Origin of the sequence: Xanthomonas arboricola pv. guizotiae (assembly GCF_002940205.1) — a bacterium.
Lineage (GTDB): Bacteria > Pseudomonadota > Gammaproteobacteria > Xanthomonadales > Xanthomonadaceae > Xanthomonas > Xanthomonas arboricola_C.
Genome location: NZ_MDSK01000017.1, coordinates 64,737 through 85,936, shown reverse-complemented (window position 1 = coordinate 85,936; position 21,200 = coordinate 64,737). Strand labels below are relative to the sequence as shown.

20 protein-coding genes are annotated in these 21,200 nt (G+C 66.7%); 18 read left to right on the top strand and 2 right to left on the bottom strand.

Annotated elements, in window-relative coordinates:
- Positions 1–145: 145 nt before the first annotated feature.
- The 5 genes from XarbCFBP7408_RS12115 (at position 146) to XarbCFBP7408_RS12090 (ending at position 5,063) form a co-directional block, all read left to right on the top strand.
- Positions 146–424: a YbeD family protein gene (locus XarbCFBP7408_RS12115; protein ID WP_039514943.1), complete on the top strand. Its 279-nt coding sequence runs from the start codon at positions 146–148 to the stop codon at positions 422–424.
- On the top strand, positions 412–1,110 hold the full coding sequence (gene lipB / locus XarbCFBP7408_RS12110) for a lipoyl(octanoyl) transferase LipB (RefSeq protein ID WP_104563161.1): 699 nt from the start codon (positions 412–414) through the stop codon (positions 1,108–1,110). Before XarbCFBP7408_RS12115 ends, lipB begins: the two co-directional genes overlap by 13 nt.
- Positions 1,111–1,125: 15 nt before the next feature.
- Positions 1,126–2,139 (top strand): lipoyl synthase, encoded by a 1,014-nt coding sequence (lipA, locus tag XarbCFBP7408_RS12105; protein ID WP_104563160.1) that lies wholly within the window; start codon positions 1,126–1,128, stop codon positions 2,137–2,139.
- 380 nt (positions 2,140–2,519) lie between these two features.
- A complete protein-coding gene (locus tag XarbCFBP7408_RS12100) occupies positions 2,520–4,679 on the top strand; it encodes a carboxy terminal-processing peptidase (RefSeq protein WP_181106486.1) in 2,160 nt (719 codons plus the stop codon).
- Between the two features lie 192 nt (positions 4,680–4,871).
- Positions 4,872–5,063: a LysR substrate-binding domain-containing protein gene (locus XarbCFBP7408_RS12090; RefSeq protein ID WP_429001787.1), complete on the top strand. Its 192-nt coding sequence runs from the start codon at positions 4,872–4,874 to the stop codon at positions 5,061–5,063.
- Positions 5,064–5,117: 54 nt separating this feature from the next.
- Here XarbCFBP7408_RS12090 and XarbCFBP7408_RS12085 read toward each other — a convergent pair whose 3' ends face one another.
- On the bottom strand, positions 5,118–5,984 hold the full coding sequence (locus tag XarbCFBP7408_RS12085) for an endonuclease/exonuclease/phosphatase family protein (protein WP_104563158.1): 867 nt from the start codon (positions 5,982–5,984) through the stop codon (positions 5,118–5,120).
- A gap of 163 nt (positions 5,985–6,147) precedes the next feature.
- Between XarbCFBP7408_RS12085 and XarbCFBP7408_RS12080 the strand changes: the two genes are divergently transcribed.
- From XarbCFBP7408_RS12080 to gnd, 8 genes are all read left to right on the top strand, one after another.
- On the top strand, positions 6,148–7,203 hold the full coding sequence (locus XarbCFBP7408_RS12080) for a bifunctional nicotinamide-nucleotide adenylyltransferase/Nudix hydroxylase (RefSeq protein WP_104563157.1): 1,056 nt from the start codon (positions 6,148–6,150) through the stop codon (positions 7,201–7,203).
- Between the two features lie 125 nt (positions 7,204–7,328).
- Positions 7,329–8,732 (top strand): nicotinate phosphoribosyltransferase, encoded by a 1,404-nt coding sequence (locus tag XarbCFBP7408_RS12075; RefSeq protein WP_104563156.1) that lies wholly within the window; start codon positions 7,329–7,331, stop codon positions 8,730–8,732.
- Between the two features lie 22 nt (positions 8,733–8,754).
- Complete coding sequence (locus XarbCFBP7408_RS12070) at positions 8,755–9,855, top strand: hypothetical protein (protein WP_104563178.1); 1,101 nt, start codon at positions 8,755–8,757, stop codon at positions 9,853–9,855.
- On the top strand, positions 9,848–10,912 hold the full coding sequence (locus XarbCFBP7408_RS12065; RefSeq protein WP_104563155.1) for a DNA methyltransferase: 1,065 nt from the start codon (positions 9,848–9,850) through the stop codon (positions 10,910–10,912). The genes XarbCFBP7408_RS12070 and XarbCFBP7408_RS12065 overlap by 8 nt, the downstream gene beginning before the upstream one ends.
- Positions 10,913–10,985: 73 nt before the next feature.
- Entirely contained in the window at positions 10,986–11,765 is a 780-nt protein-coding gene (locus tag XarbCFBP7408_RS12060) for a DUF2242 domain-containing protein (RefSeq protein WP_181106482.1), read from the top strand.
- Positions 11,766–11,885: 120 nt separating this feature from the next.
- Positions 11,886–12,266, top strand: coding sequence for a glycine zipper 2TM domain-containing protein (locus tag XarbCFBP7408_RS12055; protein ID WP_024939674.1), 381 nt, complete (start codon positions 11,886–11,888; stop codon positions 12,264–12,266).
- A gap of 213 nt (positions 12,267–12,479) precedes the next feature.
- A complete protein-coding gene (locus XarbCFBP7408_RS12050; protein WP_104563153.1) occupies positions 12,480–13,772 on the top strand; it encodes a hypothetical protein in 1,293 nt (430 codons plus the stop codon).
- Positions 13,773–13,792: 20 nt separating this feature from the next.
- Positions 13,793–14,734, top strand: coding sequence for a phosphogluconate dehydrogenase (NAD(+)-dependent, decarboxylating) (gene gnd / locus XarbCFBP7408_RS12045; RefSeq protein WP_104563152.1), 942 nt, complete (start codon positions 13,793–13,795; stop codon positions 14,732–14,734).
- Positions 14,735–14,964: 230 nt separating this feature from the next.
- Here gnd and XarbCFBP7408_RS12040 read toward each other — a convergent pair whose 3' ends face one another.
- Positions 14,965–16,023: an oxidoreductase gene (locus tag XarbCFBP7408_RS12040; protein ID WP_104563151.1), complete on the bottom strand. Its 1,059-nt coding sequence runs from the start codon at positions 16,021–16,023 to the stop codon at positions 14,965–14,967.
- A 150-nt stretch (positions 16,024–16,173) separates the two neighbouring features.
- Here XarbCFBP7408_RS12040 and XarbCFBP7408_RS12035 point away from each other — a divergent pair, with 150 nt between their 5' ends.
- The 5 genes from XarbCFBP7408_RS12035 (at position 16,174) to folK (ending at position 21,193) form a co-directional block, all read left to right on the top strand.
- Positions 16,174–16,548, top strand: coding sequence for a BON domain-containing protein (locus XarbCFBP7408_RS12035; RefSeq protein ID WP_181106480.1), 375 nt, complete (start codon positions 16,174–16,176; stop codon positions 16,546–16,548).
- A 285-nt stretch (positions 16,549–16,833) separates the two neighbouring features.
- A complete protein-coding gene (locus tag XarbCFBP7408_RS12030; protein ID WP_104563150.1) occupies positions 16,834–18,645 on the top strand; it encodes a sensor histidine kinase in 1,812 nt (603 codons plus the stop codon).
- A complete protein-coding gene (locus tag XarbCFBP7408_RS12025) occupies positions 18,642–19,082 on the top strand; it encodes a response regulator (RefSeq protein ID WP_016900854.1) in 441 nt (146 codons plus the stop codon). Before XarbCFBP7408_RS12030 ends, XarbCFBP7408_RS12025 begins: the two co-directional genes overlap by 4 nt.
- A 3-nt stretch (positions 19,083–19,085) precedes the next feature.
- Positions 19,086–20,588, top strand: coding sequence for a hybrid sensor histidine kinase/response regulator (locus XarbCFBP7408_RS12020; RefSeq protein WP_104563149.1), 1,503 nt, complete (start codon positions 19,086–19,088; stop codon positions 20,586–20,588).
- Between the two features lie 92 nt (positions 20,589–20,680).
- On the top strand, positions 20,681–21,193 hold the full coding sequence (gene folK, locus XarbCFBP7408_RS12015; protein ID WP_016900856.1) for a 2-amino-4-hydroxy-6-hydroxymethyldihydropteridine diphosphokinase: 513 nt from the start codon (positions 20,681–20,683) through the stop codon (positions 21,191–21,193).
- Positions 21,194–21,200: the final 7 nt, after the last annotated feature.

Sequence of the window (21,200 nt, the reverse complement as noted above, 5' to 3'; positions counted from 1 at the left end):
CACGTAGCTGTGTTTGGTCCGGGACGGTAATGGCAGAAGCTTGCTGAAAGTCGGAGCTGGCCGCCCGGCTTCCCGGCCGTGACGCGCTCATCCATTCGGCCGGTACGGGCTTGGGTTTGTCGGCCATCGTCCCGATAATGGGCGGATGGAAATCAGCACCGACAACCCCGATCACGGCTTCCAGTTTCCCGGCACCTTCGAGCTCAGCGCCATGGGCGCGGCCGAGCGCGGGCTGGAAAGCGAACTGCCGCGCCTGCTCGCCGCCACCGGTGTGGAGCTGCTGGAGGAAAGCATCAGCTGGAAGCATTCGTCCAGCGGAAAGTATGTCTCGGTCAAGATCGGCTTTCGCGCCGACAGCCGCGAGCAGTTCGACGCAGCGCACCAGGCGCTGCGCGATCACCCGGAAGTGAAGTGGACGCTGTAGCGGTCCAGGCAGTGGCAAGCCCTGTTCCCGTCCTGCCGGCGCAGTTGCGCGACTTCGGTCGACAGGAATACGCGCCGGTGTGGCGCGCGATGCAGCGTTTCACCGATGCGCGTGACGAGGCCACGGCCGACGAAGTGTGGGTGGTCGAGCACGCGCCGGTGTTTACGCTGGGCCAGGCCGGCAAGCCCGAGCATGTGCTGGCGCCGGGCGAGATTCCGGTGCTGCAGGTCGATCGCGGTGGCCAGGTGACCTATCACGGCCCCGGCCAGCTGGTGGTCTATCCGCTGCTGGACCTGCGCCGGCTCAAGATCGGCGTGCGCGATTACGTGTGCAGGATCGAGCAGGCGCTGATCGACACGCTGGACGAATGGAATATCGTCGCCGAGCGCCGCGAGGGCGCGCCGGGCGTGTATGTGGGCGGGGCCAAGATCGCCGCGCTCGGGATCCGGGTGCGACGTGGCTGCACCTTCCACGGGCTGTCGTTCAACGTGGACATGGATCTGGAGCCGTTCCACCGCATCAACCCCTGTGGCTACCAGGGCCTGCAGGTGACCTCGGTGCTAGACTTGGGCGGCCCCTCCGGGATGGACGCCGTCAAGGCGGTGCTGCTCGATCAGCTGGCGCGCCAGTTCGGTCTCGTCTTGCAGCCTGTCTCCGCGTTGCCCGACCTTTCGCTTCCGGCCTGAGCGCCCGTTACTGCCATGACCCAGCCTATCGCCCGTTCCATCCCCTTGCAGGTCGTCTCCGGCGACACCGCTGCACCTGCGCCGCTGCAGACCGGCGTCAAGCAGATCGGTGGCGACAAGATCAACCGCTCGCCGGTGCAGTTCGTCGATGCGCCGGTGCTGCGCAAGCCGTCGTGGATCCGGGTGCGGATTCCGTCCGGCAATGCGGTGCAGACCCTCAAGGCCAAGCTGCGCGAAAACCGCCTGGTCACGGTCTGCGAGGAAGCCAGCTGCCCGAACATCCACGAGTGCTTCAGCCACGGCACCGCCACCTTCATGATCCTGGGCGAGGTCTGCACGCGGCGCTGCTCGTTCTGCGATGTGGCGCATGGCCGGCCCAAGCCGCCGGATGCAAACGAGCCGGCCAGCCTGGCCGCCACCGTGGCCGACATGGGCCTGAAGTATGTGGTGGTGACCAGCGTGGACCGCGACGACCTGCGCGACGGCGGTGCCCAGCATTTCGTCGACTGCATTGCGGCCATCCGGGTCAGCTCGCCCAAGACCCGCATCGAGATCCTGACCCCGGATTTCCGCGGCAAGGGCCGCATGGACCGCGCGCTGGAGATCCTGGCGCTGAGCCCGCCGGACGTGTTCAACCACAATATCGAAACCGTGCCGGACCTGTACCCGAACGTGCGTCCGGGTGCCGATTACCAGTGGTCGCTGACCCTGCTGCAGCGCTTCAAGGCGCAGCATCCGTCCATCGCCACCAAGTCCGGCATCATGCTCGGCCTGGGCGAGACGATGGAGCAGGTGCAGGCCACCTTGCGCGACCTGCGCGCGCACGATGTGGACATGATCACCATCGGCCAGTACCTGCAGCCGACGCCGCATCACCATCCGGTGATGCGCTACTGGACGCCGGAGGAATACAAGGCGCTGGAGGATTACGGCAATGCGCTGGGCTTCAGCCACGTCGCCTCCGGACCGATGGTGCGCTCCTCGTATCACGCCGATCGCCAGGCCGCCGGCGCCGGCGTCGCTGCTTAAGCCAGCCGATGACGCCTGCGCCCACACTCGGGCAGGCGCGGCCGCCGGTGCTGGCGTCATCTGATGCCGCAGCCGGCCGCACCCCGAGCGCATGTCGTCGCGAACTGCTCGCGACTATCGCGAGGCGTCCAGTAATTTCGATTTGGAACGACCTGCGACCCCGCACACCGCGGGGTCGTGTCGTCTCCGGCCGCTGCTCTCGGCTTGCAGGGTACGGTCGCGTTCACAATCCGCTACAGGCCCGGCGCTAGGCTGATTCAGCCAGTGGATGACAACGCCAGCAACTTTCGGCACTGTCATGCTGTCTGATCCGTTCACCGCCTTTCTTTCGTCGGCCCTGTGCCGAGAGCCATTCGATGACCTACAACGTTTCTGCGTCCATGAAGGCCGGCCTGCTGGCGCTGGTGTTGACCACTCCGATGGCCTTGCTCGCACGCGCCGATACGGCGTTGCCGGCGGCAGCCACGCCCGACCAGGCCACGGCGACCAAGCTGGTCTATGGCCTGCTCTCCGACAGCCGCTACGCCTACCGTCCGCGCACGCTGGACGAGGCCATGACCAAGGACGTGTTCAAGCGCTATCTTGAAACCCTGGACGGCAGCAAACAGTTCTTTACCCAGACCGACATCACCGGCTTCGCGCCGCTGGAAGCAGGCGTGGGCGATGCGCTGCGCGGGGGCAAGCTGGATCCGGCGTTCCAGGTGTTCTCGGTCTACAGGAAGCGCGTCGACCAGCGCGTCAAGTACGCGCGCGACCTGCTCAAGCAGGACTTCGATTTCACCGGCAGCGACAAGTTCGAGTACGACCGCAAGGACGTGCCGTGGGCTGCCGACGACAAACAGCTGGACGTGCTGTGGCGCCAGTCGGTGATGAACGACTGGCTGCGCCTGAAGCTGGCCGGCAAGAAGCCCGAAGACATCCGCAAGACGCTGGACAAGCGCTATGCCGCGCTGGCCGAGTCGGTCAACGAGTTGAAGGCCGAGGACGTGTTCCAGTTCTTCGTCAACGCCTACACCAACGCGGTCGACCCGCACACCGATTACTTCACGCCGCGCACGGCCGAAAACTTCAACCAGCAGATGTCGCTGTCGCTGGAAGGTATCGGTGCGCAACTGCAGAAGCAGGACGACATGGTGGTGATCCGCGAGGTCATCCCGGGCGGTCCGGCAGCGGTGGATGGCACGCTCAAGCCGGGCGATCGCATCGTCGGCGTGGGCCAGGCCAAGAACGGCGCGATCGAGGATGTGATCGGCTGGCGCATCGACGACGTGGTCGCCAAGATCCGCGGCAGCAAGGACACCCAGGTGCGCCTGGAATACATCCCGGCCGAATCGGGCATCGATGGCAAGCACCACACGGTGACGCTGACCCGGCAGAAGGTGCGCCTGGCCGAGCAGGCCGCCAAGGGCGAGACCATCACCCTGCCGGCCAAGGGCAGCGAGCCGGAGCGCCGCATCGGCATCATCAAGCTGCCGGGCTTCTATCAGGATTTCGAAGGCCGTCGCCGCAACGCGACCGACTATGCCTCGGCAACGCGCGACGTCGCCAAGCTGCTGGCCGGCTTCAAGACCGACAAGGTCGACGGCGTGGTGCTGGACCTGCGCAACAACGGCGGCGGTTCGCTGGACGAGGCGATCGAGCTCACCGGCCTGTTCATCGAGCAGGGCCCGGTGGTGCAGGTGCGCGAATCCGGCGGCCGGGTCACCGTCAATGGCGACAGCAATCCCAAGGTGGCCTGGGATGGTCCGCTGGGCGTGCTGATCAATCGCGGCTCGGCATCCGCCTCGGAGATCTTTGCCGGGGCCATCCAGGACTACGGTCGCGGCCTGGTGATCGGTGAAACCAGCTTCGGCAAGGGCACGGTGCAGAACATCGTCGACCTGGACCGCTGGCCGGCGGCGGAAGGCCAGCGCTACGGCCAGGTCAAGCTGACGATCGCGCAGTTCTTCCGCGTCAGCGGTTCCAGCACCCAGCACAAGGGCGTGGTACCGGACATCGCGTTCCCCGCCAGCGTGGATGCCACCGAGTTCGGCGAGAGCACCTACGACAATGCGCTGCCGTGGACGCGCATCGCCGCCGCACCGCACACCCAGTACGGCAACTTCGCGCCGCTGCTGCCCAAATTGCAGGGCCTGCACACCGCGCGTATCGCCACCGACAAGGAATTCCAGTGGTGGGAAGAGGACGTCAAGCAGTTCCGCGACGAGAAGGCCAAGAAGTACATCTCGTTGAACGAAGCCGAGCGCGTTGCCGAGCGTCAGAAGCAGGATCAGCAGCGCAAGGATCGCCAGCAGGTGCGCAAGCAGCTGGGCCTGCCGCTGGACCCGCTCGCCGAAGACAGCGACGACGGCCTGACCGGCAACGAGCGCGATATCGTCAAGGACACCGCGCGCGAGAAGGCCGCAGAAAAGCGCCCGGATCCGTTGCTGCACGAATCGGCCGCCATCCTCGCCGATGCGCTGGGTCTGCTGTCGCAGGACCAGCCGTTGTCGGCGCAGGTGCTGCCGCAGTCGACCGCGCCGGGGCGTTGGGCCGACTGATCGTTCGTCGGACAGCTGGCGACGGCATCGGCTTGAAGCAAAGAAAACGCCACCGCATCGCGGTGGCTTTTTTGTTGGCCGCCCCGTCCAACCCGGCGCGGACCAGGCTGGGGGTGGCGCCTGTCAGTACCTCTGCACTCAACCAGGTGCCCGGCGTCACGGCTGCCAGAAGGCATCGACGTGTTGTGCCGCATGCTTGCGCAAGGCATGGGCGTGGCGATTCTCCCGCACGCCGCAGTGCAGCGGTCATGCGTGCGCGATCAGCTGGCCACGGTGCCCCTGGATGCAGCCTGGGCAGCTCGGCAGCTTTCGCTCGTGCTGCGTCACGCGCCTGCGCCGTCGACCCCGCTGCAAGCGCTGGTCGATTGGCTGCAACGCGACTGAGCTGCGTAGCGTCAGAGCGGCCGGCAGCGTGACAGCGTCACGTCGCCGGCGCGCTCAACGCGGCCAGGCGAATTCGGCCAGCACCGGATAGTGGTCGGACGGCAATACACCGCCGGGACGCTGATCCAGCGTGGAAAAGCGTGTCGGTGTCAGGCCACGGAACAGGATCCAGTCGATGCGTCGGGTCGGTTGCGTGGTGAAGTCCTGGAAGGTTTTTTCCGGGCCTTGCGGCTCGGAGACACGCGCGCGCGCATCGCCAAGCGTGGCGGTGAGGACGCGGTAGGTGCCCTGGTCAGGATCGCTGTTGAAGTCGCCGGTCAGCACCACCGGAATGTTGGCCGGCAGCGTCGCGATGCGCGACAGGATCAGGCGCGCGCTGTGCTCGCGTGCGGCCTCGTCCTGGTCGCGGTGGGCGAAGTGCGTATTGAGCAGATAGAAGCGGCGCTTGTCGCTGCGGCGCTCTAACAGGGCCCAGCTCACCATGCGCGGCAGGTCGGTGTTCCAGCTGCGGCTACCGGGAACCTGTGGCGTCTCCGACAGCCAGAAGTCGCCCGATTCCACCACCGACACCGCGCGGCTGTCGTAGAACACGCCCATGTGTTCGCCGTTGCCGTCGGCGTCGCGGCCTTTCCCGAACCAGCGGTAATCAGGCAGTTGCGCAGCCAGATACTGCGCCTGTTCCTGCACCAGCTCCTGCGTGCCGAACACGTCCGGGTGCGCTTGTTCGACCAGTGCCACCATCGCCGTGCGGCGCACGCTCCAGCGCTTGTCGCCATCGGTATCCACCGGCACGCGCACATTGAACGACATCACCCGCAAGGCTGCGGGCGCAGGTGCAGCCAACGCAGGCAAGGCGATGCACAGCAGCGCGAGTGCCGCGAACAGGGAACGTGAGATGGCGCGAACGGACAGGCGTGACATGCAGGCGGATTCCTCGAGGACCAATCGGCGAGTCTAATCGGCATGCATGACCGAAATGTCATCGCGAGATCGCGCCTGCTTGACCTCCTCGCGCATCGGCGTAGCATTTGCACCACGCCAGCGGATAGACCGCTGCATGCCTAGCCAACCGTGAGGGATTCTCATGGCATTGCAGTACGACTATCTCGTGTTTATCGGGCGTTTCGAGCCTTTCCATAACGGCCACGCCGCCTTCGCCCGCCACGCGCTGGGCAAGGCCAGCAAGCTCATCGTGTTGATCGGCTCTGCCGACACGCCCCGCACCATTCGTAATCCATGGACCGTTGCCGAACGCGCGGTAATGATCGAGTCTGCGTTGCCTGGCGAGAGCCAGCGGCTGATCCTGCGCCCGTTGCGCGACCATCTGTACAACGAAAGCCTGTGGATTGCCGAGGTGCAGCGCCAGGTCGCCGAGGCCGTGCAGGCCGATGGCGGCACGCCCGATGCACGCATCGGCCTGATCGGCATGGACAAGGATGCCAGCAGCTATTACCTGCGCGAGTTTCCGCAGTGGCCGCTGGAAGATGTGCAACATACCGCCACGCTGTCGGCCACCGAGTTGCGCCGCTATCTGTTCGAGGCCGGCGAGATCGGTTTCCACGGTGGGTTGCTGATGCTGCGCGGCAATGTGCCGGCGCCGGTGTACGACATGCTGGAAGCGTTCCGGCGCAACTCGCCGAGCTATGCGCAGCTGGTGGCCGAATACCGTTTCATCGAGCAATACCGTGCGGCGTGGAAAGACGCGCCGTATCCGCCGACCTTCGTCACCACCGATGCGGTGGTGGTGCATTCGGGCCATGTGCTGCTGGTGCGTCGTCGCGCCGAGCCGGGCAAGGGCTTGTGGGCATTGCCGGGCGGTTTCGTCGGCCAGGACGAAGGGCTGCTGGACGGCTGCCTGCGCGAGCTGCGCGAGGAAACACGGCTCAAGGTGCCGGTGCCGGTGCTCAAGGGCTCATTGCGTGGACGCCAGGTGTTCGACCACCCCGAGCGCAGCCTGCGTGGGCGCACGATCACCCATGCATTCCATTTCGAATTTCCGGCCGGTGAGTTGCCCGCGGTGCGCGGCGGCGACGATGCCGACAAGGCGCGCTGGATTCCGCTTGCCGAAGTCATGGCGATGGGCCCGCGCCTGTACGAAGATCATCTGCATATCCTCGAATTCTTCCTGGGTCGCGGCTGAGGCCGACAACGACTGCGTGCCGTCACCCACCCAAGGCGTCCGCGCGCAATCCAAGATCGGCTTGAACCGTAGCCTCCCGCCGGCGGACAGACCGCTGGTCCATTCGACGCGAAGGAGCTTCCGTCATGCATTACCTCGATAACCTGCTGCTCAACACCGACAGCTACAAGGCCAGCCATTGGCTGCAGTATCCACCCGGCACCGATGCGGCGTTTTTCTATGTCGAATCGCGCGGTGGCGTCTACGACCAGACCGTATTCTTCGGCCTGCAGTCGATCCTGAAAGAGGCCATCAACCGGCCGGTGACGCATGCCGACATCGACGATGCGAAGGCCTTGCTGGCCGCACATGGCGAGCCGTTCAACGAAGCCGGCTGGCGCGACATTGTCGATCGTCTCGGCGGGCAACTGCCGATCCGTATCCGTGCCGTGCCCGAAGGCACGGTCGTGCCCACGCACACTGTGTTGATGACGATCGAATCCACCGATCCCAAGGCGTTCTGGGTGCCGTCGTACCTGGAAACGCTGCTGTTGCGCGTGTGGTACCCGGTGACGGTGGCAACGGTGAGCTGGCAGGTGAAGCAGGTGGTACGCGATTACCTGCAGCGCACCAGCGACGATCCGGAAGGGCAGTTGCCGTTCAAGCTGCATGACTTTGGTGCGCGTGGGGTGTCCAGCCTTGGCTCGGCCGCGCTGGGCGGTGCCGCGCATCTGGTGAACTTCCTCGGCACCGATACCTTGTCGGCGTTGCTGCTGGCGCGTGCGCATTACCACACGCCGGTAGCCGGCTATTCGATTCCCGCTGCCGAGCACAGCACCATCACCAGCTGGGGCCGCGAGCGCGAGGCCGATGCGTACCGCAACATGCTGGCGCAGTTCGCGCGCCCCGGTTCGCTGGTGGCGGTGGTCTCGGACAGCTACGACATCTACCGCGCGATCCGCGAGCATTGGGGCACCACCTTGCGCGAGGAGGTGATTGCCTCCGGTGCGACGGTGGTGATCCGTCCGGATTCGGGCGACCCGGTGGATGTGGTCGAGCAATGCCTGCTGCTGCTGGACGAGGCGTTCGGCCATCAGGTCAACGGCAAGGGCTACAAGGTGCTCAACCATGTGCGGGTGATCCAGGGCGATGGCATCAACCCGCAGTCGCTGCGCGCGATTCTCGAACGCATCACCGCAGCCGGCTATGCCGCCGACAACGTCGCCTTCGGCATGGGCGGTGCGCTGTTGCAGAAGGTGGATCGCGACACCCAGAAGTTCGCGTTGAAGTGCTCGGCCGTGCGCGTGGACGGGCAATGGATCGATGTCTACAAGGACCCGATCACCGACAAGGGCAAGCAGAGCAAGCGCGGTCGGCTGACCCTGCTGCGCGACCGTGCCGATGGCAGCTATCGCAGCGCGTTGCTGGATGAAGTCGACGCGCATGCCGATAGCGAAGATGCGCTGGTGACGGTGTGGGAGAACGGCGTCATGCAGCAGGAGTGGACCCTGGAGCAGGTGCGCGCACGTGCCGACGCCGCGCGCCGCTGACGTTCGCCGCGCGGCTAGCGGCATGCACGCCTCCTTCGACGACGACGCGTTGCTGTCCGCATCGCCGCTGTTGGCCGGGTTGCGCGCCGCCGCGCCCAGCCTGCGGCGGCGCGTGCCGCAGCAGGACGAGGACGGCCGATGGCATGCATTGCGCATCGGCGAGCGCGCGTATCGGGCAGCGTTGCCGATCACCTTGACCCCGTATGCCTCGGTACGGCCATGTTCGGCGCGCTGCGGCTTCTGTTCGGAAAACCTGCGCCAACACCACGGTGGCCTGGCCGCAGCGATGTTGCGGCCAGGGCCGGACTACTTTGCGCAGTTGCGCGCTGCGTTGCAGCTGCTGCACGGGGTGCCGTTGTCGTATTCGTTGTCTGGCCTGGAGATGACCGACGATCCGGACTGGTTGCAGGCCTTGCTGCAGACCCTGGCGACGACGCCCAACGGCCCGTGCGTGGAGCAGCGCGTGCTGTACAGCAATGGCGCCGGTCTGGCGCGCGCGCAGGGGGCACAGTTGCTGGATGCCCTGGTCGGCTTCGGCCTGTCGTGGATCGAGCTGTCGCGTCACCACCCGCTGCAGGCCGGCAACGACGCGATCATGCGTTTCCGTCCCGACGAGCCCATTGCCGATGCGGCCATGTTCGTGCGGACGGCGCAACGCGCCGCAGCGCGCCTGCCGGTGCGGCTGGTCTGCATCGTGCAGCGGGGCGGCGTGGACTGTGCCGATGGCGTGGCGCAGTACATCGCGTGGGCGCGGGGCTGTGGCGCCACGCAGGTGATCTTTCGCGAGTTGTCGCGTCTGGACGATGCGTACCGCAGCAATGGCACCTGGCGCTATATCGCCCAGCATCGCATCGGCATGCAAAGCCTGTTGGCGGACTGCATGCAGCAGCCGTGGTGGTCGCGTTGGCAAGCCGACGGCATGACCGAGGGTTACTACTTCTGGAATCTGCGCATGCGCAGCGAAGACGGCCTGGAGGTGGTGTTCGAAAGTGCCGACTACGCGGCCATGCACGCACGCCACGCCACCGGCGACCTCTACAAGCTGGTGTTCTTCGCCAATGGCCGCCTGTGCGCGGGCTGGGACCCGGATGCCGATGTGCTGTGGGAGCCGGCCGATGGATGAGCTCGACCAGCGCAGCTGGTGGACGCCGGCGCCGGATGATCCGTGCTGGGCATTGCCCGAGGATCTGCGCGCAGCCGACCCGCTTGGCGGGCGCGACTGCGGCTGGGTGAATCAGATGCGCCCGTTCGTGCGGCACTTCAGCGTGCCGGGCGCGCAGGTGTTCGACCCGTTCTGTGGATTCGGCAGCACGCTGCTGGCGGCGGCGCTGGAAGGGCGCGGCACGCATGGCATGGAGATCGATGCCGCACGTGCGCAACTGGCACGCACGCGCCTGCAGCGGCACGGCGTGCAGGCGCCGGTCGTGGTCGGCACGCTGGTCGACACCGCGCCCGTTGCGGCGGTCGATCTGTGCCTGACCAACGTGCCGTATTTCGGTTGCCACTGGCGCGGTGCGGCGTTGCCGGGGCAGTTGTATGCCAGTGCCGATTACGCAGGCTATCTGTCCGGGATGCGGGCGGTATTGCACGCCCTGCGCAAGCGGATGCGAGCGGATGGCTTCGGCGTGGCGATGGTGGAAAACGTCGTCGTCGGCGGGCGGGTGATTCCGCAGGCGTGGGATCTGGGGCGGATCCTTGCCAGCCTGTTCACCCTGCGCGAGGAGCGGGTGCTGTGCTACCGGCGGCCGGGCGCAGTGCTGGCGCCTGCAGGCACGCACAGCAATCGCAGCCACGAGTACGCGCTGATCTTCCAGCACTGCCGTGCGCGGTTGGACCTGCAGCAGGCAGCGCTGCTGCTGCAGGCGCTACGCGCCGACGGCCTGCCGGTGCAGGTGCACGGCAGCTACGCGCGCTGGCTGCAGGCGCCCGAGTCGGTGCCGGAGGGGCCGGCGGACCTGGACCTGATCCTGCGGGCCGAGCAGCCGCTGTGGGACCGCCTCACCGCCTGGCTGCAGGCGCAGGGATTCGCCCTGAGCCTGTGGGGCGAGCCATGCCGGGCGCCGGTCGCGTTGGCGGCGCTGCGCGCGCACCACTATCTGCGCGCCGAGCGCATCGGCGCAGACGGCAGCGGCCTGCAGCTGGACCTGCAGCTGCCAGCGGATGAACCGCCGTTGCCCTGATCGGCCCCGCGACGCCGCGCGCACACCGGTTGCGGCTATGCTCTGTGCCGGTTTTGGATGCCGGAATGTCTCCATGTCTTGTTCTTCCCTGATCGCGCGCGGTGCCCTGCTTGGCGCGCTGGCAACCCTGGCCGGCTGCGGCGGCAGCAAGGGCGACACCATGCTGATGCGCGAGTCGTTCGATTCCGACGACACCTACTCGCGCAGTGTGGCGTCCACCTCGCCGCAGGCCTGCGAGGCCGCGCGCCGGGTGTTGTTGAGCCAGGGCTATGCGGTGACGCGTGCCGATGCCGCTGCGGTGGAAGGCAGCAAGAACTTCCAGCTCAAGGAAGCCGACCAGAGCGAACAACTCAATCTGCGCATTTCCTGTGCCACCCAGGACGGCGGCAAGGCGCAGGTGTTCGTCAGCGCATTGCAGGACCGTTATGCGCTGAAAAAGAGTTCGACCTCGGCCAGCGTCGGTGTCGGCGTGCTCGGTTCGGTGTCGTTGCCGGTTGGCAGCAGCGGCGATTCGCTGGTGCGCGTGTCCAGCACCACGGTGCAGGACGCGGCCTTCTACAAACGCTTCTTCGAGCGTCTGAATTCGTATCTGCCCAAGGTCACCGAAGCGCTGCCCGCACCTGTACCGCCGCCACAGGCGATGTCGTCGGCTCCGGTGCCTGCGGCCACTCAGGCCAGCGAGGCAGCCACTCCGCCGGCCACGCCCACTGCATCTGCGCCGCAATCTGCTGCAACATCCGTTGCACAGCCACCTGTCGCACAGCCACCGGTGGCCCCGTTGCCGGTGGAGGCGCAAGACCCGCCGCCGACACCAGCCACGCTGTCGCAAGCCGAGCCGGCAACCCAGCCGTGATGGAGCGATTCAGGCTCTGCGCCAAAGCCTGAATCGCTGTCTGCACGCTTCACGTTGCGTTCTCGACCAAGTGGCGAAAGTGCAGCCATGACTCGCCAAGGGGCGAGATGGAGACAGACGATGAAGATGCGCAATTCCCTTGTGGGTATGTCCCTGATCGCGCTGATGGCGACGAGCACGCTGGCGCAGGCGCAAACGCGTTCGTATCAGCAGCGTTACACCGAAGCAGATGAAGGCCGCAAGTTCGGCGATGGCACGCGCGTGCGCTGCCGCAATGTCGAAGTGCAGAAGAACTCGACCGATCCCAATCGCATCGGCGGGACGGTGGCCGGCGCGGCCATCGGTGGCCTGCTCGGCAACCAGGTTGGCGGCGGCAACGGCAAGAAGCTGGCAACCGTGGCTGGCGCAGTTGCCGGCGGTGCCGCGGGCCGTACCATCCAGGGCAACCGCCAGCAAGCCAACGGCAACCGTCAGGTCGAGCGCGTCTGCGAACGCCGCTGAACCTGATGCAGTGAATCCTGCGAGCCCCGGTCCTGCCGGGGCTTTCTACGTCTGGGGGTGCGGCGCCTTGCTGCGGATCGACATCACCTTGTACCGATGAGTGCGTTTCAGAAGCCCCGCCTGCGGCGGTGGACGGGAGTGATGCGGCCTGCGTCGGTATCAGTATCCGCGCCGCACCGACCGCGCCGCCACATCGCCGTGCGTCTATGCGCGATGGCGCTGCTCGGAGTGCAGCTATTGCAGGTTGCCGCGGCCGCGCCGAGCGAGACCGCGCGCGAGGCGTCCGTGGACTGCGTCGATGCCTTGCTGCGGCGACTGGGCTGGACCATTCGCAGCGCCGCAGTGAGTGCGCCGGTGATCCAGCGTGGCGAGCCGTGTACGCGCGGCTCGCTTGCGCAGGCACGCGCGGCCGGCGACCTGCAGCTGACGCTGCCGGCCAGCTGGAACGCGCAGCAACGCGGCGCCACGCTCAGGGCCTTGCTGGACGACAGCGCTACCCAATGCGCCTACGCGTTCGAACTCGGTGCGGCCACGCGGCGTGCAACCACGCAGCTGCAGGACAACCCGGGCTACCGGTTTTCGGCACTGCAGCTGGGCTGGATCGGATTCGGCTGGCGTGGCGCGGCCTCGCAGGGCTGGAGCGGCTTTCGCAGTTTCGGGCGCGGCTATCAACCGCGCGGCAGCAATGCGCAGGCGCTGGATGCGTTCTATCGCGGCCAGGTGCGCTCCGAATGCGGAGTGGGGCGGCAGGTGGCCCAGCTGGCCACCCAGCGCGAGCTGTATGGCGATGCCGGGTTCGATCGGGTGTTCACCCCGGGCGAGTTGTCGATCGGCACGTTTCTGACCCTGCACGACACCGACAGCATCCTGCTGGGCGCGCATGCCGGCGATTTCTTCGCCGACGGCAAGGCGGCCAGGACCGCGCAGCTGGGGCGGCAGGCATTTGTCGGCGCGCCGGGGTTTATCGCGCACGTGTTCGACAAGTCGTTTCTGGACGACATCCACAACCAAGCCGAAAACTTCGTGGTGGTGGAGGTCAGCGATGCGGCGGCGCAGGCGCTGGCGCAGCACGGCGGCTTTGCGCATTACGACGCGCGCAACCGGCAGATCTGGGAGCTGGCCAGGGCGCTGCGCGGGCCGGGCAAGCGTCGCTTCGAGCGGCTGCTGTACGAACGCGATGCCGCGCTGCGCGCCAGGCTCGATCCGCAGCAGCAGGCACGCCTGCAAACGCTGCAAGGCCTGTTGGATGACCCGTTCTACCAGGGCTTTCTGGTGTACGTGCATCCCAAGGGTATCAAGCCGATCGGGTACCACGTGGCGCGCCTGCTCGATCGCAATCCGCGCACGCCGTATGCCATCGACCTGACCCTGCACAATCTGCGCAGCACCTTGTACTGGCGTTGGATCGACTGGCAGCTGCAGCAGTGCGGCGCCGGCACCGCGGCGGAACAATCCATTGAGAATTCCGCCACGCCAGCGTACGCCGGGCGTGGCACCCTGCACTGATCAGATCATGAGGAACGAGTATGGAACTGGGTATGGTGGGTTTGGGCCGCATGGGCGCCAACATGGCCGAGCGCCTGGTGCACGGCGGACACCGCGTGCATGGCTACGATCCGGGCGAAGGCGCGCGTCGCAGTGCGCAGGCCAAGGGCATTGTCACTGCCGATGCGCTGGCCGCGCTGGTGTCCGCGCTGCCCAGCCCGCGCGTGGTGTGGTTGATGGTGCCGGCGGGCAAGATCGTCGACGACACCCTGGCGCAGCTGCTGCCGCTGTTGCAGGCCGGCGACATCGTCATCGACGGCGGCAATTCGTACTACAAGGATTCGCAACGCCGCGCCGCGCTGCTGCATGCCAGTGGGATCGCTTTTGTCGATTGCGGCACCAGCGGCGGCGTCTGGGGCCTGCAGGAAGGCTACAGCCTGATGGTCGGCGGCGACGAAGCGGCGGTGACCACGCTGCATCCGGTGCTGGCCACGCTGGCGCCGGCAGCGGACAAGGGCTGGGGCCGCGTCGGCCCGAGCGGCGCCGGCCACTTCACCAAGATGGTCCACAACGGCATCGAGTACGGAATGATGCAGGCCTATGCCGAGGGCTTCGCGCTGATGCAGCACAAGAGCGACTTTGCGCTGGATCTGCATCAGGTCGCCGAGATCTGGCGCGATGGCAGCGTGGTGCGTTCGTGGTTGCTGGATCTCACCGCCGATGCGCTGGCGCACAATCCGACCATGGCCGGGATCGCACCGTTCGTGGCCGATTCGGGCGAAGGGCGCTGGACGGTGGCCGAGGCGATCGACCTGGAAGTGTCGGCGCCGATCATCACCTTGTCGCTGATGGAGCGGCTGCGCTCGCGCGACAAGGATTCGTTCACCGACAAGCTGCTGGCCGCAATGCGCAACCAGTTCGGTGGTCATGCGGTCAAGAGCAGCACGGAAGCGGCGCCGACGATCGGCAGCAAGGACGTCTGAGCGATCGCGCCGATTCCTGCGCGCCCGCATGGCGCGCAGTGCAGGTCTGTTCCATCGCGTCCGTGTCCGGCGACCGCCGGCGTGCCCGCTGATTGATCGCTGATCGCAGTGCGCATCGATGCGGTGCCCGCACGTGGCCCTACAGGACGCGAGCACGCCGTGCCGATGCAGACCATCGGCCGGGGCGCCCGACACGCCCGACACCGGCGCCCGGCCATGCATCGGCCGCGTCAGGCCGCGCTCGCGCCTTCCAGCCATTGCACCTGGCCCGAGGCGGCGCTGCGTTGTGCCAGCGCCAGCAGCTCCATCACCTGTACCGCGTCGGCAGCGCTGACCGGTGCCGGGCCGGCCCCCGCCAGGGCATCGCGAAATGCGGCGTAGCACTGCCGGTAGTCGCCCGGCGTGGTGTCGGGTTGATGGGTATGCACGCGGCCTTCGTCGTCGACGCGGGTCAGCGTGCCCGGAAGCGGGTCCACGCCCCAACCGGCGGTACCGGGGCGGCGCCCGGCGCGTAGCTGGTCTTCCTGGGTATCCAGGCCGTGCTTGAGATAACTGCCACGGGTGCCATGCACGGCAAAGCGCAGGCCACTGTCGGCCACCAGCGAGCCGGCGTGCAGGATCACGCGCAGCCGCGGGTAACGCAGGGTGACGTGGAAATAGTCGTCGCTGCGCGCCTGGCTGCGCTGGCGCTGCAGGTCCGCGCCGATCGCCTGCGGCGCGCCGAACAGCTGCAGCGCCTGATCGAGCAGATGCGGCCCCAGGTCGTACCAGAGACCGGCGCCGGGGATGTCGCTTTCGCGCCAGCGGTCGCGCACCTGCGGCCGGAAGCGGTCGAAGTGCGAATGGAATTCCACCACCTCACCCAACTGGCCTTCGTCGATCAGCCGGCGCACGGTCAGGAAGTCCGCATCCCAGCGCCGGTTCTGGAACACGCTGACGATGCGCCCGGCCGCCGCCGCAGCAGCCACCACTTCGCGCGCCTGCGCGGCGTCCAGCGCAAAGGGTTTGTCCACCAGCACATGCTTGCCGGCGGCCAGGGCCTGCAGCGCGAACGGTGCGTGGGTCTGGTTGGGGGTGGCCAGCACCACCGCATCCAGCGCCGGATCGGCCAGTGCCGTTTCCAGATCGGCCAGCACGGCGACATCGGGAAAGTCTGCCTGCACCTGCTGCGGCTTGGACGACACCATGCTGTGCAGGGCCAGACCCGGGGTGCCGGCGATCAGCGGGGCATGGAAGGTGCGGCCGACATAGCCATAGCCGACGACGGCCAGATTGAACGGTTTAGGCATTGAAAACGGTTCATCGCAACGACGGAGGAGGCCTGCATGGTATTGCACCCACCCGTGTGCGCCGGGTTCACAACCCCTGCATCCGGCGGTCACGTGTGCACGACGAGCGCCACTGCAGACTGCCGCCACATTCACAGGAGGGTACATCCGATGAAGCACATCACACACGCACGCAAGTTGCTGACCCTGGCGCTGTCGCTCGGTCTGACGCTGGGTGCCTCGCAGGCATTCGCCGCGCCGCAGGAGCACGCCGCGCACAAGGATCACGCTGCCGACAACATCAACGAATCCAAGAAGCCGGTGACCGACACCTGGATCACCACCAAGGTGAAGGCCGATTTGCTGGCCACCGACAACGTGTCGGGCACCGACGTCAAGGTCGAGACCAAGAACGGCATCGTCACCCTGACCGGCACGGTGGCCACCAAGGCCGAGCACGACAAGGCCGTGGCGGTTGCCAAGGGCATCGAAGGCGTCAAGAGCGTCAAATCCACCGGCCTGAAGGTCGTTGCTGCAAAGATGTAATTGCAGCGGTCGCGAATGCCGGACCAGCCGAGGCGAGGCGGCTGCTCCGCGCACGAGGCGCACTCCCAGGAGTGCGCCTTTTTTGTTGCCTGCGCACACGCCGGGCACGCCGATGGGCGCCAAGCGCTCGCGCCGTTTTCACGGTTACTGCACTTATGATATGCCCATTCAGCTATGTAATCGCGGGAGTGATCAGGCTGAATCGTTAATCTCATCCCGGGGCCGATGGGAGACAATGCCGGCTTGCCTTCGGGGCTTTGGCAGCGAGCGGATACCGACCTAGCAATGCAGACAACGGTCCAAGAAGACAGATGGGATCGCTGGCGCCTGCCGTTACTGGCAGTTGCCGTATTTCTGGTTGTGGTGGTGCCGTCGCTGCTGCTGCAGCAGATGGCCAATAACGCCAACCAGGCTGCGGTGTGGGTGGCGCATAGCCAGGAAGTGCAGGAGACCGCCCAGCGTCTGGAGGCGGCGATGCGCGATACCGAATCGGCCGCCTTGATGCGCTCGCACGGCGTGCAGCGCCCGGCCCTGCTGGAGCGCATGCGGCGCGGCCGGCGCGAGTCGTTGGCCGCGGTGCAGCGGCTGATCGTGCTGACCAAGGACAATCCTGCACAGCAGGTGCGGATGGGGCGCATCCAGAGCACGATCGAGCGGCGTCTGTTGCTGGCCGAGCGGATTGCGGTGACCACCGCGCCGGAGCAGATCCGTGGGCTGATCAACGACATGACCCTGAACAACCCGATCCGCGTGCTGATCGACGAGTTGCAGGATGCCGAGGGCAAGCTGCTGGAGTTGCGCAATGCGCGCGCCGACAGCGAGCGCGCGCATTACGCGGTGTTGAGCTGGGGCACGCTGGTGGTGCAGTTGCTGCTGCTGGGCACGGTGACCTGGTTGCTGCAGCGGCAGATCCGGCGCCGCCTGGCCGCCGAACAGGAATACCTGCGCGCCAACGGCCGTGCGTCGTCGGTGCTGCAGACCGTGCGCGAGCCGATCGTGCTGCTGGATTCCGGACAGCGCATCCTGCTGCACAACCCGGCATTTGCCGAGTTGTACGGGCTGGACGAGCGCGGCAACGAATCGATGCCGTTGGAGGACGTGGGCGATGGCGTCTGGCGCGATGCGCAGATCCATCAGCGGCTGGCCGATGTGCTGTTGCGCGGCCGCGAGTTGTGGGACTACGAACACGAGCAGCGCGCCGCCGATGGCGTGCTGCGCACCATGTTGATCAACGCGCGGCGCATGCCGCTGCCGGACACCAGCGACCAAGACGTGGTGCTGATGACGGTCAGCGACATCAGCCTGCAAAAAGCTTCGCAGCTGCGCATCCAGGAGCTCAACCGGCAGATGGAAGGCAAGGTGGAGCAGGTGTCGGAGGTCAATCGCGAGCTGGAGGCCTTCAGCTATTCGGTCTCGCACGACCTGCGCGCGCCGCTGCGCCATGTTGCCGGATTTTCCGACAAGCTGGCGCGCCACCTGGGCGATGCGGCGGACGAGAAATCGCGTCACTACATGGAAGTGATCAGCAGCTCGGCGCGGCGCATGGCGTCGCTGATCGACGATCTGCTGGTGTACTCGCGCCTGGGCCGTAGCGCGCTGCGGTTGCAGGCGGTGGACATGCAGTCGCTGGTGTCGGAAACCCGCGCGATCCTGGATTCCAACGTGCAGAGCGAGAACACCGGCCACCGTGTGGACTGGCATATCGCGCCGTTGCCGGTGCTGGTGGCCGACGAGAACATGATGCGTCAGCTGTGGATGAACCTGCTCGGCAACGCCGTGAAATACAGCACCAGGCGCGAGGTGGCCAGGATCGAGGTCACCTATACGCCGATGGCCGACGGCGGCCACCAGTTCAGCGTGCGCGACAACGGCGCCGGCTTCGACATGGAATACAGCGCCAAGTTGTTCGGCGTGTTCCAGCGTCTGCACAAGGCCAGCGAATATCCCGGGACCGGGATCGGCCTGGCCAGCGTGCGGCGCGTGCTGACGCGTCACGGCGGCCGGATCTGGGCCGAAGGCGCGGTCGACGAAGGCGCCACTTTCCATTTTGTGCTTCCTCCTGCGCTTGAAGCGCCCAACCAAGAGTTCAACGTATGACCGCCATCCGTACCATTCTTCTGGCAGAAGACAGCCCGGCCGATGCGGAAATGGCCGTCGATGCCCTGCGCGAAGCCCGCCTGGCCAATCCCATCGTGCACGTCGAGGACGGCGTGGAGACCATGGACTACCTGCTGCGTCGGGGCATCTTCGCCGATCGCGAGGAAGGCCTGCCGGCGGTATTGCTGCTGGACATCAAGATGCCGCGCCTGGACGGGCTGGAGGTGCTCAAGCAGATCCGCAGCGAGGAGTCGCTCAAGCGCCTGCCGGTGGTGATCCTGTCGTCCTCGCGCGAGGAGAGCGACCTGGCCCGCAGCTGGGACCTGGGCGTGAATGCCTATGTGGTCAAGCCGGTGGACGTGGATCAGTTCTTCAATGCAGTCAAGACGCTCGGCACCTTCTGGGCGGTCATCAATCAGGCACCGGAGCTGGACTGACCCATGCTGCATGAGGGGGGCAAACTGGAGCAGTTGAAGATCCTTCTGGTGGAAGATTCACCGGAAGACGCCGAGCTGCTGTCCGATCAGCTGCTCGATGCCGGGCTGGATGCGGCGTTCGAGCGGGTGGACAGCGAACCGTCGCTGCGTGCCGCACTGGATGAATTCCAGCCGGACATCGTGCTCTCGGATCTGAGCATGCCCGGTTTTTCCGGCCATCAGGCGCTGCGCCTGGTGCGCCAGAGCGGCGCCACGCCTTTCATTTTCGTCTCCGGCACCATGGGCGAGGAGACCGCGGTCAAGGCGCTGCAGGACGGCGCCAACGACTACATCATCAAGCACAATCCGACCCGCCTGCCGAGCGCGGTGATCCGTGCGATCCGCGAGGCGCGCGCCGACCTGGAACGCCAGCGCGTGGAGAGCGAGCTGATGCGCGCGCAGCGGCTGGAAAGCCTGGCAATGCTGGCGGCCGGGTTGAGCCACGACCTGCGCAATATCCTGCAACCGCTGTTGATCGTGCCCGACCTGCTGGCCGGACGCACCGACGATCCGCAGCTGCGCCAGCTGGCCAACGTGGTGGCCGAGTGCGGCCGGCGCGGGCACGAGATGGCCGAGTCGATGCTCTCGTTCGTGCGTGGCTCCAACAAGCCGCGCGAGCAGGTGTCGATCGCCAGCCTGTTCCAGGCCGTGCAGATGCTGCTCAAGAGCAGCCTGCCCGACGGCGTGCGCCTGCAGATGGACACGATCCCGCTGGATCTGACCATCGAGGCCAACTACACCGAGTTGCAGCAGTGCCTGCTCAACCTGGGCCTGAACGCGATCCAGGCGATGCCGGGCGGCGGGATGCTGACCCTGTCGGCCGATCGCCACGACGGCGCGCGCGTGCGCATGAGCGTGGCCGACACCGGCGTGGGCATGAGCGAGGACACCCGCGCACGCCTGTTCAGCCCCTTCTTCACCACCAAGGCCGATGGCACCGGCCTGGGGCTGATTTCCTGCAAGCGCATCGTCGAAAGCTACGGCGGCAGCATCGTGGTCGACAGCCGCCTGGGCGAGGGCACGCGGTTCGACATGATCGTGCCGATGCGTGCGGCCGCAGTGACGATTGCCGACACCGAGCCGCCGCTGGCGTTGGGGCATGGGCAGCGCATCCTGCTGGTGGATGGCGAGGCCACGCGCCTGTCGCTGCTGGGCAACGCCTTGTCCAGCCAGGGCTATCAACCGCAGTTGGCCACCGATGGCGCGGCGGCGCTGCAATTGGTGCAGCAGCACGCGATGCCGGACCTGGTGATCATCGACAGCGACATCATCCAGCTCTCGGCGGTGAGCGTGTTGTTGAGCATGCAGGAGCTGGGCTATCACGGCCCGGCGATCGTGCTCGAGGACGTCGGCGCGCCGCTGCAACGTTCGCACTTCCCACCGGATATCCCGGTGCATGTGCTGCGCAAACCGCTGGAAATGCGCCGGGTATTCCGCGCGGTGGCGCATGCGCTGGAAGTGGCCTGAGGCCAGGGCCTGGCACCCCGTGGGCGGGCAGGCTCAGGTGCGGCACGATCGCAACAGTTGACGCCCACGCCGGCCGCATGCGCGAATAACGCATGACCACCGTGCTTCTCAGCCTCGGCAGCAACGTCCAGCCGACCCACTACCTGCGCCTGGCCGTCGACGCCTTGCGCGCACGCTTCGGCCAACTTGCGGTCTCGCCGGCGTATCGCACGCCAGCGGTGGGCTTCGACGGGCCGGACTTCGTCAACAACGCCGTGGCGCTGGACACGGACATGGACCTGGCCGCGCTGGACCACTGGCTGCATGCGCTGGAAGATGCGCACGGCCGCGATCGCAGCGGCCCGCGTTTCAGCGACCGCACCCTGGACGTGGATGTGGTGTTCTTCGGCGATTGCATCATCGAAGGCCCCGGCCATCTGCGCATCCCGCGGCCCGAGCTCAAGCATGCCTTCGTGTTGAAGCCGCTGGCCGATATCGCGCCCGATTTTGTCGACCCGCTGAGCGGGCAGACCCTGGCCGCGCTGTGGCAGGCGCATCCGCAGCACGGCATCGCGTTCACGACGGTGGCACTGGACGCGGCCCCGGCGCTGGATGTGGCGCGCTAGCGCCGTC

Bases quoted from the DNA above. Each gene is read 5' to 3' on its own strand.
- XarbCFBP7408_RS12115 (WP_039514943.1), top strand. From the start codon at position 146: ATGGAAATCAGCACCGACAACCCCGATCACGGCTTCCAGTTTCCCGGC.
- lipA (WP_104563160.1), top strand. From the start codon at position 1,126: ATGACCCAGCCTATCGCCCGTTCCATCCCCTTGCAGGTCGTCTCCGGC.
- XarbCFBP7408_RS12100 (WP_181106486.1), top strand. From the start codon at position 2,520: ATGAAGGCCGGCCTGCTGGCGCTGGTGTTGACCACTCCGATGGCCTTG.
- XarbCFBP7408_RS12090 (WP_429001787.1), top strand. From the start codon at position 4,872: ATGCTTGCGCAAGGCATGGGCGTGGCGATTCTCCCGCACGCCGCAGTG.
- XarbCFBP7408_RS12085 (WP_104563158.1), bottom strand. From the start codon at position 5,984: ATGTCACGCCTGTCCGTTCGCGCCATCTCACGTTCCCTGTTCGCGGCA.
- XarbCFBP7408_RS12080 (WP_104563157.1), top strand. From the start codon at position 6,148: ATGGCATTGCAGTACGACTATCTCGTGTTTATCGGGCGTTTCGAGCCT.
- XarbCFBP7408_RS12075 (WP_104563156.1), top strand. From the start codon at position 7,329: ATGCATTACCTCGATAACCTGCTGCTCAACACCGACAGCTACAAGGCC.
- XarbCFBP7408_RS12070 (WP_104563178.1), top strand. From the start codon at position 8,755: ATGCACGCCTCCTTCGACGACGACGCGTTGCTGTCCGCATCGCCGCTG.
- XarbCFBP7408_RS12065 (WP_104563155.1), top strand. From the start codon at position 9,848: ATGGATGAGCTCGACCAGCGCAGCTGGTGGACGCCGGCGCCGGATGAT.
- XarbCFBP7408_RS12060 (WP_181106482.1), top strand. From the start codon at position 10,986: ATGTCTTGTTCTTCCCTGATCGCGCGCGGTGCCCTGCTTGGCGCGCTG.
- XarbCFBP7408_RS12055 (WP_024939674.1), top strand. From the start codon at position 11,886: ATGAAGATGCGCAATTCCCTTGTGGGTATGTCCCTGATCGCGCTGATG.
- XarbCFBP7408_RS12050 (WP_104563153.1), top strand. From the start codon at position 12,480: ATGGCGCTGCTCGGAGTGCAGCTATTGCAGGTTGCCGCGGCCGCGCCG.
- gnd (WP_104563152.1), top strand. From the start codon at position 13,793: ATGGAACTGGGTATGGTGGGTTTGGGCCGCATGGGCGCCAACATGGCC.
- XarbCFBP7408_RS12040 (WP_104563151.1), bottom strand. From the start codon at position 16,023: ATGCCTAAACCGTTCAATCTGGCCGTCGTCGGCTATGGCTATGTCGGC.
- XarbCFBP7408_RS12035 (WP_181106480.1), top strand. From the start codon at position 16,174: ATGAAGCACATCACACACGCACGCAAGTTGCTGACCCTGGCGCTGTCG.
- XarbCFBP7408_RS12030 (WP_104563150.1), top strand. From the start codon at position 16,834: ATGCAGACAACGGTCCAAGAAGACAGATGGGATCGCTGGCGCCTGCCG.
- XarbCFBP7408_RS12025 (WP_016900854.1), top strand. From the start codon at position 18,642: ATGACCGCCATCCGTACCATTCTTCTGGCAGAAGACAGCCCGGCCGAT.
- XarbCFBP7408_RS12020 (WP_104563149.1), top strand. From the start codon at position 19,086: ATGCTGCATGAGGGGGGCAAACTGGAGCAGTTGAAGATCCTTCTGGTG.
- folK (WP_016900856.1), top strand. From the start codon at position 20,681: ATGACCACCGTGCTTCTCAGCCTCGGCAGCAACGTCCAGCCGACCCAC.